Source organism: Massilistercora timonensis (genome assembly GCF_048354975.1).
Classification (GTDB): domain Bacteria; phylum Bacillota; class Clostridia; order Lachnospirales; family Lachnospiraceae; genus Massilistercora; species Massilistercora timonensis.
In genome coordinates, this window is sequence record NZ_DBGCJQ010000068.1 from 1 (window position 1) to 3838 (window position 3838).

3 protein-coding genes and 1 pseudogene are annotated in these 3838 nt (G+C 52.9%); all 4 read left to right on the forward strand.

Annotation, left to right across the window (positions count from 1 at the left end; all coding sequences use genetic code 11):
* Positions 1-225 (forward strand): annotated as a pseudogene (locus ACML7B_RS06170) (glycine/sarcosine/betaine reductase complex selenoprotein A); the annotation flags it as partial.
* A 121-nt stretch (positions 226-346) separates the two neighbouring features.
* On the forward strand, positions 347-1885 hold the full coding sequence (gene grdC, locus ACML7B_RS06175; RefSeq protein WP_418539925.1) for a glycine/sarcosine/betaine reductase complex component C subunit beta: 1539 nt from the start codon (positions 347-349) through the stop codon (positions 1883-1885).
* A 12-nt stretch (positions 1886-1897) separates the two neighbouring features.
* Entirely contained in the window at positions 1898-3052 is a 1155-nt protein-coding gene (gene grdD / locus ACML7B_RS06180; RefSeq protein WP_106788588.1) for a glycine/sarcosine/betaine reductase complex component C subunit alpha, read from the forward strand.
* Between the two features lie 165 nt (positions 3053-3217).
* Positions 3218-3838, forward strand: a 621-nt coding sequence (gene aroD, locus ACML7B_RS06185) for a type I 3-dehydroquinate dehydratase (RefSeq protein WP_418539926.1), incomplete at its 3' end; no start/stop codon positions are given.

The window sequence follows — 3838 nt, forward strand, 5'->3', positions numbered from 1 at the left end:
GAGGCTGCAGGTCTTGCAGCTGAGACCGTAACGCTTGGCGATCCTACTTTCGCAGGTCCATTGACTGGGGTCCAGCTTGGACTCACGGTATATCATGTATGCGAGCCGGAGATCAAAGAGGAGTTTGATCAGGACGTTTATGACGAGCAGGTTGGTATGATGGAGATGGTTCTGGACGTTGACGACATCGTATCCGAGATGCAGGCGATCAGAGACCAGCTGTAATCAGACTGCAAAAAGAGGGGCGTTATCCCATGTGTACCCCACTGGGGCAATGCCCTCTTTCTTGTGAAACGGGGCGGAATGCCGCCCGGGATTGAATGAGTTGAAGAAAGGTGGATAACCAATGAACAGTGTAATTAAAGGAGCAAGCTATGTATTAGTACATACTCCTGATATGGTTTTATACAACGGGACGACCCAGACTACAGAGAGGATCGTAAACCCGGATTCTGAATATCTGAAAGAAGTTCCGCAGCATCTGCGTTCCTACGAGGATGTAGTGGCTTACTGGCCGAATCAGACCTACATCGGCAACGTACACCCGGATGAGCTGGCGGAGGTAGAGTTCCCCTGGTACGACAAGAAGAAAGAGGGAGCTGAGCGCTACGGCAAATACGGCGAGATCATGCCGGAGGAAGAGTTCCTGTTCCTGGTACAGGCCAGCGACATGTTCGAGGTTGTAAAACTGGACAAGGAATTTGTAGCGAAATATAAAGATCAGTTCGCGAAGAACCCCATCATCTCCGACGATATCGTAGAGCGGATCGAAGAGGGATACGAGCTTGCTGAGATTGAGGCGCTGATCAAAGACGACCATGCAGAGCCTCTGTATTTTGAAAACAAACTGGTGGGCTGTGTAAAACCGGCTCATGATATTGATGTAAACCTGTCTTCCCACGTTATGCATGAGAACCTGATGAGCAAGGCCTCCAGCGTGCTGGCCCTTCTCTACGGCGTGCGCAACGCAGGGATCGACAAAGCGGATGTTGAGTACGTTATCGACTGTGCAGAGGAAGCCTGCGGCGATATGAACCAGAGAGGCGGCGGCAACTTTGCCAAGGCTGCAGCAGAGGTTGCAGGCCTGGTAAGCGCCAGCGGATCCGACGCAAGAGGATTCTGCGCGGCTCCTACCCATGCGCTTATCGAGGCGGCTGCGCTGGTAAAATCCGGCGCTTACAAGACCGTTGCCGTTACAGCAGGCGGATGTACCGCGAAACTTGGTATGAACGGCAAGGATCACATCAAGAAAGGTCTTCCCATCCTGGAGGACTGCCTGGGCGGCTTCTGTGTGATCATTTCCGAGAACGACGGCGTAAGCCCTGAGATCGATCTTGGCATGCTGGGACGCCACAGCGTTGGTACTGGTTCCGCTCCGCAGAACGTAATCGGAAGCCTGGTAGCTGACCCGCTTGACAGAGTTGGAATGAAGCTTACCGACATCGACAAATATTCTCCGGAGATGCAGAATCCGGATATCACCAAACCGGCCGGAGCAGGAGATGTTCCGCTGGCAAACTACAAGATGATCGCGGCCCTGGCTGTAAAGCGTGGAGAGTTAGACCGGAAAGAACTGGCCAACTTCACCAAAGAGCGTGGCCTGACCGGATGGGCTCCCACACAGGGACATATCCCGTCTGGCGTACCTTACGTGGGATTTGCCTGCGAGGATATCAAAGAAGGTAAGATCAAGAACGCGATGATCATCGGAAAGGGAAGTCTGTTCCTTGGACGTATGACCAACCTGTTCGACGGTGTATCCTTCGTGATCCACGGCAATACCGCTGCAGAGGAAGAAGCGGCAGCCGGCGTATCCGAGGAAGAAGTAAAGGGACTGATCGCGAAAGCTATGAAAGATTTTGCTGCGACCCTGATGGCAGAGTAAGGGGTGGTGACGATGGCAGATAAGATTGAAAAAATGATCGCGGAAACATTCCTTCAGATGGCGGAAGGTCTGGAGACCGGAAGTTTTGGGAAGAAGCCTAAGATTGCCATCACCGGAATGGGAAGCGAGCACGGAGAAGAGAATTCGATGGCAGGTGCTATCGCGGCCGCCAGAGACGGGATCGATGTGTACTACATCGGAACCCTGGAGGCAGAGGGCGTGACAACCGTGAAAGTGGCCAACGATGAGGAAGGCCACGATAAGATGGAAGAGATGCTCAAGAACAAGGAGATCGACGCGGCAGTTACCATGCATTTCCCGTTCCCCATCGGCGTATCTACCGTAGGACGCTGTGTGACTCCGGGATACGGCAAGGAAATGTATATTGCCAACACCACCGGAACTTCCAGCACAGACCGGATCGAGGGAATGATCAAGAATGCGGTCTATGGTGTGATCGCGGCGAAAGCCTGCGGAAACGCTCATCCCACAGTGGGGATCCTGAACGTGGACGGCGCCCGTCAGACAGAGAAGGCGTTAAAACAGCTTCAGGAGCAGGGCTATGATATTACATTTGCAGAGTCCAGCCGTGCAGACGGCGGATGCGTGATGAGAGGAAACGATGTGCTCCAGGCGTCACCGGACATTATGGTGACAGATTCCCTGACCGGAAACATCCTGGTGAAGATGCTTTCTTCCGCCAACACCGGCGGAAGCTATGAGGCTACCGGCTTCGGCTATGGCCCGGGCATCGGGGAAGGCTATGAGCAGCTTGTCATGATCGTATCCAGAGCCTCCGGCGCTCCGGTGATCGCCAATGCGATCCGCTATGCGGCGCAGCTGGTAAGAGGCAAGGTCTTCGAGGTGGCCAGGGCAGAGTTTGCGGCTGCGAAGAAGGCAGGGTTCCAGGAGATCCTGGATTCTGTGAAGGCGGCTTCCAAGCCGGCGGCAGCAGAAGAGGATGTAAAGGAGCCTCCCAAGGAGATCGTAACTTCCCAGATCCCTGGAATCGAAGTTATGGATCTGGACGATGCGGTGAAATGCCTGTGGAAGATCGGCATTTACGCAGAGAGCGGAATGGGCTGTACCGGACCTATCATCCGGGTATCTGACGCCAACCTTGAGAAGGCGGAGGAAGAGCTTAAGAAGGCCGGATACATCGGCTAGTTCTGAGGAAAAAGGAAGAGAGAAAGAAAAGAAGAGCTGCTGCGTCACAAACGCGGCAGCTCTTCTTCTTTAGGCGGAGCAGTATAGCATGTGCATTGTTTGTTGATCTTTGATATGATACACTGTAAAAAATGCGAGATAACAAGAAAGAAGAGGGAATCAATTATGAATACAGTGAAAGTAAGGAATGTTGAAATCGGCGCAGGGATCCCCAAGGTCTGTGTTCCCATCGTAGGGAGCACCAGAGAGGAAATCCTTTCCGCTGCCCGGACCATTGCTTCCATGGGAACTGATGTTGTGGAATGGCGGGCAGACTGGTATCAGGACGTTTTTGACTTCCAGGAAGTGGAAAAGACGGCAAAAATGCTGCGGGAAGCCCTGGGAGAAACTCCCATTCTCTTTACCTTCCGCACCGCTAAAGAAGGCGGAGAAAAGGCTATCGATACCGAGGTTTATGTGGCGTTAAACCAGTGGATCGCAAAGACCGGTCTGGTGGATCTGGTAGACATCGAGGCTTTTACCGGAGATGAAGCGGTGAAAAAGGTGATCGATACCGCCCATGCCTGCAGCGTGAAAGTAGTGGTCTCCAACCATGATTTTGATAAAACTCCGTCCAAAGAAGAACTGGTATCCAGACTTCGCAAAATGCAGAATCTGGGCGCGGACATCCCTAAGATCGCAGTTATGCCTCAGAATAAAAAAGACGTGCTTACCTTGCTTGCCGCCACAGAAGAGATGGCAACGGAATATGCGGACCGTCCCATTATCACCATGTCCATGGCAGGC

Bases quoted from the DNA above. Each gene is read 5' to 3' on its own strand.
- grdC (WP_418539925.1), top strand. From the start codon at position 347: ATGAACAGTGTAATTAAAGGAGCAAGCTATGTATTAGTACATACTCCT.
- grdD (WP_106788588.1), top strand. From the start codon at position 1,898: ATGGCAGATAAGATTGAAAAAATGATCGCGGAAACATTCCTTCAGATG.